At 73.4% G+C, this 681-nt stretch carries 1 protein-coding gene; it reads left to right on the forward strand.

Annotated elements, in window-relative coordinates; genetic code table 11:
- Positions 1–394, forward strand: a 394-nt coding sequence (locus G1H19_RS03340) for a hypothetical protein (protein WP_163638777.1), incomplete at its 5' end; no start/stop codon positions are given.
- Between the last annotated feature and the right edge of the window lie 287 nt (positions 395–681).

Genomic DNA, 681 nt, shown 5'->3' on the forward strand with positions numbered 1-681 from the left:
CCCCGGCGAGGTGGTGCTCATCGACGTCACCCTGCCGAGCGGTCAGCTGACCTGGACCGCGGGCGGCCTCGCGGCATGGGCCGCCAGCCCGGACGGCCCACCGACCGGCGCCGCGGTCTACGAGAACGGCACGGAGGAGCAGACCCGCCAGCGACTGGACGCCTCCGCGGCCCTGCTGGGCATCGACCCGGCCGAGGTCATCGCGACCCTCACTCCCTCGGCGAGCGGCACACCCAACCCCTGGGGGTCCCCCGGCTCTTCCGGTGAGCGCGTCCAGCGGTCCTGGGACCGCCCGGTCGCAGCTGGGATCTCGATCACCGTGGACGTCGACGTGGCCCTCGGGCAGGCCGGCCCGTTTGCCGGGTCGGTCCGCTACCAGCTGGCCTTCGGCTGATGCCGTTCGACCATGCGTCACCGGGTCCCCCGAATGGGCGATCCGGCACGCCCGACCCGCTCCGACCTGGGAAGCTGCAGTCCCCGAGACGGATCGAGGTGCAGCGCCTGATGGACCCCTGGCCCGCCGGGCGCCGACCACGTCCCGGCGTCGTCGTGGCGCTGGTGCTCGCCGTCGTGTGTGTCCTCACCGGAGGTTGTTCCGTGGTGCAGCTGCGTTCGGGCAACAACGCGCCGGGGTCGGTGCTGGACGGGAACCGGCTCTCCTTCGACCTCACCACCCGCCCC

Origin of the sequence: Goekera deserti (assembly GCF_010685995.1) — a bacterium.
Classification (GTDB): domain Bacteria; phylum Actinomycetota; class Actinomycetes; order Mycobacteriales; family Geodermatophilaceae; genus Goekera; species Goekera deserti.